Raw genomic sequence first — 3,651 nt, 5'->3', positions numbered from 1 at the left:
GTTCACCACAACCCGGCCGCCGCCGGCCGCGAACCTCCGCGCGATCGCCCGGCCGATCCCGCCGCCACCGCCGGTGATGACAATCCCGGCGCCGCTCACGTTTGTCATGTCCGAACCATAACCTCCCGATCGCCGGCTTACCCGGCCCGGCGGACCAGGCTGGCCAGCCACGCCTGCGCGGCCGCGGCGGGCGTCCCTGGGCTGAACTCGATGCCCGGGTTGACCTCGAAGGTGTCCGCCTCGATGCTGGCGACCTCCCAGCCGTCGCTGAAGGCCGCGCGCAGCTCGTCCTGGCGGACCCGGCGCGGGCCGACCGTGCCCGGCTGACGGTCGCTAAAGCACATCAGGTAGCAGCGCCCGCCGGGCGGCAGCACGGCAGCCAGGCTGGCGACGTACCGCTCCCGGTCCGCGTCGTCGAAGATGTGAAACACCCCGCTGTCGATGAGCACGTCGAACGTCCTGCCGAGCTGCCCGAGCCGCAGCGCGTCCGCGACCTCGAAGCGGGCCGTCAGGCCGCGCTCGGCCGCCTTGTCCCTGGCTCTCGCGATGGCCTGCGGGGAGATGTCCACGCCCGTCGCCTCCGCGCCGCGGGCGGCGGCGAGCAGCACGTTCTCTCCGGTGCCGCAGCCCGAGTCGAGCAGCCGCCCGGACAGCAGGCCGCGGTCGGCCAGCCGGACGAACGCCGGCTGCGGCCTGCCGATGTCCCACGGCGGGGGAGCGGCGTCCGGCGCGTACACGGCGTCCCAGCTCGGCGGTGTGGTCATGGTGCACCTAGCCCATCGGGTAGTGGCGGAAGCCCACGGCGTACTCAACGCCGGCGCCAAGGCCGGTGAAGCCGGCCATGTTCCTGAGGAACTCGTCGGGATCGAAATCGCCGCCCAGCCCGTCGAGGTAGGCACGATGCTCGCGCAGCGAGGCGATGCCCGCGTCGATGCTGGCGGTGACGTCCACGAAGTGGGTCGGGTCCGTGGATCCGACGTACGCGTCGCGGATGCCGGTCCAGTGCGCCCCGGCATCGGGGAACACCCACTCGTTGGCCGCGTCTCTGCACGCGTCAAGCACGGCGAGCCCGACGGCACGGTGGTCGGCGTGGTTGACGGGACCCTGCTCACCCCAGGTGAGGTCGAAGCTCATCGTGATGACCACGTCGGGCTTCAGCCGGCGGAACGCGGCCGCCAGGTCGCGCCGCAGCGGCACCCCGTATTCCACGAGCCCGTCCTGATGGTCCAGGAACTCGACCTCGCGGACACCGACGATCGCCGCGCTGCGCCGTTCCTCCTCCACCCGCAACGGCCCCGTCTTGTCCGGAGGCAGGCCGGCGATGCCCGCCTCGCCGCGGGTCGCGAGCAGGTACGCCACCTCCTTGCCCTGGCCTGTCCAGCGGGCGACGGCCGAGGCGGCCCCGTACTCCAGGTCGTCGGGGTGCGCCACCACGGCGACCGCCCGGTTCCAGTCTTCCGGCATCGGCTGCATAGAAACCGCCTTAGTTGATCCTGCCGTCACTCATGATCGGATGCTATGGGAGCCTAGCCACGACGAAGGGAGTCGGCGTGATACTAGTGACCGGGGTGACCGGAGCGCCCGGGCTGGTCGGGTACCGGCTGATGGAGGCGCTCGCGGACAAGGGCGCCGACGTGACCGCCATGGTGGGTGTGGAGGCGGATGCCGCCGACCTCCCGGGCTCGCCCGGGCATGTCGTCGCGACCCTCGACGGGCCGCCGCCCGGCGCGGTGCTCAGGGAGGCCGACCAGATCTTCCTGGCCGGCGGCGAGGAAGAAGAACAGGCGGCGCTCGAAACGGTGTTCCTCGACGCCATCGCGGTCGCGGGCCACCGGCCGCACATCGTGAAAGTCTGCGCCGACGGCTTCCAGGACCCCGACTGCGAGGTGCGCTTCATGCGCAGCGACCGGCAGGTGGCCGCGCACCTGGACGCCCTGGGACTCCCGGTCACGTACCTCGCCTCGGCCATGCACATGGAGACCCTCATCGACTCGGCCGAGGCTATCCGGCACACCGGGACGATCGCGGCGCCCGCCGGAAAGGGGCACGTGGGCTGGGTGGCCGCGACCGACGTCGCCAGCGCCGCGGCCCAGGTCCTGACCAGCGCGGGGCACGAGAACGCGACGTACGTGCTCACCGGCCCTGAGGCGCTGGGCTACCGGGACGTCGCGGCCCGGTTCTCCGCCGTCTTCGCGTGGCAGGTGGACTACGAGGACCAGTCCCCTGAACGGACCAGGGAAGTCATGCTCGCCAGCGGCCTCACCCCCTGGCAGGCGGACGGCAACCTGGAGCGCTTCGAGTGGATCCGCCAGGGCGGCGCGGCAACCGTGACCGGAACGGTGCGCGAGCTGACCGGCGACGGTCCGCAGTCCCTGCAAGACTGGCTGAGCGACTCCCGCGCTAGCTTCCTCGCGCCTTGACCATCGTTCCCTGAACTATCCGATCGACCGATCCTGGAGCGCCGATGAGCACCGACATGCCCGCCACCGGAGACGTGCACCTCGTTGTCGGGTACGACGGGTCTCCGCCCGCGACCCGGGCCCTGGACGCCGCCGTCCGCCTGCTCCATGGCAGGACCGGCAGCATCGAGGTCGTCTACATCGCTCACCTGCCCGCGGTGGACATGTTGTCGGCCGACGCCATCGCGGGGGTGGAGGACAGCTTCGATGAGGTCTCGCGGGACTTGCAGGCACAAGTGCGCGACCAGCTGCGCGGCCGGGAGGACCGGTGGGTCTTCGCGCGCGGCGACGGGGCCGTTCCCGACGTCCTGATCGCGACGGCCGCGCGGCTCCGTGACACGCATCCGGGGGACACCGTCGCCATCATGGTCGGGAGCTCTTCGCAGGCCATGCACCGCGTGGTCGGCTCGGTCGCGGTGAGCCTGGCGCGGCACGCGGACGTGCCGATCATGATCGTGCCCTAGCGACCGGCCGCTAGGGCGGGCTACTCCCGGCGGGCGGTGCGAGTCCCCGCCCCAGGAGTTCCAGCACGTCGTCGAGCACGTCCTCGGGGACCTGCCCGCCGGCGGTCCACTCGGCCCAGCGCATGCCGATGAAGTTGCCGATGCCGGTGTAGGCGTAGGCGACGACCTCCGGGTCGTAACGCGTGTCTACCTCGCCGGCGAGCTGCGCGGCGCGCACGCCGCGCCCGTAGCCCCTGGCGAGGTGCTCGTAGTACTCACGGAACAGGCCGGGTGCGACGAATTCCGATTCGCGCACGATCCGGTCCATCCAGGGACGCTTCGACACCATCTCGAAGTAGACGCGGAAGCATTCGCGCTCCCGCGTTCGCTGGCCGCCGTCCGTCTTTTCCAGGGCCGCCTTCATGGCGTTCCGCAGGTCCGCGTTGATACCACGGACGACCGCGGCGAAGATCTCCGCCTTGGAGCCGTAGTACGCGTAGAAGCTGCCTGTTGCCATCCCGGCCCTGGCGCAGATGTCCGCGACCGCGGTGCGGGTGTAGCTGCGCTCGCCGAAGAGCTCCTCGGCGGCCGCCAGCAGGCGCTGTGCTGGCGGCCGCGCGTCGGTTGTCATGCCATGCTCAACAGAGATCAGGGCGACGGAATGCCGCTCGCTGGCGCCGCCTGCTGGCTGGCTGTCACTGTCGTGATCGCGCCGGATGCGGTGGTGTCCGTGGTCAGGACCGGTCCCT

5 protein-coding genes are annotated in these 3,651 nt (G+C 71.3%); 2 read left to right on the top strand and 3 right to left on the bottom strand.

The genetic code is table 11. The features are described 5' to 3' along the window. Window positions 1-137: 137 nt before the first annotated feature. Window positions 138-764: a class I SAM-dependent methyltransferase gene (locus WA805_RS12800; protein ID WP_422277594.1), complete on the bottom strand. Its 627-nt coding sequence runs from the start codon at window positions 762-764 to the stop codon at window positions 138-140. A 7-nt stretch (window positions 765-771) separates the two neighbouring features. After that, window positions 772-1,473 carry a PIG-L deacetylase family protein gene (locus WA805_RS12795; protein ID WP_422284581.1) on the bottom strand — a complete coding sequence of 234 codons (702 nt, stop codon included), beginning with the start codon at window positions 1,471-1,473 and terminating at the stop codon, window positions 772-774. Between the two features lie 77 nt (window positions 1,474-1,550). Between WA805_RS12795 and WA805_RS12790 the strand changes: the two genes are divergently transcribed. Both WA805_RS12790 and WA805_RS12785 read left to right on the top strand, forming a co-directional pair. Next, window positions 1,551-2,420 carry an NmrA family NAD(P)-binding protein gene (locus WA805_RS12790; protein ID WP_422341203.1) on the top strand — a complete coding sequence of 290 codons (870 nt, stop codon included), beginning with the start codon at window positions 1,551-1,553 and terminating at the stop codon, window positions 2,418-2,420. A gap of 44 nt (window positions 2,421-2,464) precedes the next feature. After that, on the top strand, window positions 2,465-2,923 hold the full coding sequence (locus WA805_RS12785) for a universal stress protein (protein WP_422284579.1): 459 nt from the start codon (window positions 2,465-2,467) through the stop codon (window positions 2,921-2,923). Between the two features lie 10 nt (window positions 2,924-2,933). Here WA805_RS12785 and WA805_RS12780 read toward each other — a convergent pair whose 3' ends face one another. After that, window positions 2,934-3,533 (bottom strand): TetR/AcrR family transcriptional regulator, encoded by a 600-nt coding sequence (locus WA805_RS12780; RefSeq protein ID WP_422277586.1) that lies wholly within the window; start codon window positions 3,531-3,533, stop codon window positions 2,934-2,936. Between the last annotated feature and the right edge of the window lie 118 nt (window positions 3,534-3,651).

Origin of the sequence: Trebonia sp. (genome assembly GCF_049794275.1) — a bacterium.
Lineage (GTDB): Bacteria > Actinomycetota > Actinomycetes > Streptosporangiales > Streptosporangiaceae > Trebonia.
Note: the sequence above shows the minus strand (reverse complement) of the source record. Positions and strands in the feature narration are given on the sequence as shown.

Coding starts and splice junctions, on each gene's coding strand:
- WA805_RS12780 (WP_422277586.1), bottom strand. CDS start 3,533: ATGACAACCGACGCGCGGCCGCCAGCACAGCGCCTGCTGGCGGCCGCC.
- WA805_RS12800 (WP_422277594.1), bottom strand. CDS start 764: ATGACCACACCGCCGAGCTGGGACGCCGTGTACGCGCCGGACGCCGCT.
- WA805_RS12785 (WP_422284579.1), top strand. CDS start 2,465: ATGAGCACCGACATGCCCGCCACCGGAGACGTGCACCTCGTTGTCGGG.
- WA805_RS12795 (WP_422284581.1), bottom strand. CDS start 1,473: ATGCAGCCGATGCCGGAAGACTGGAACCGGGCGGTCGCCGTGGTGGCG.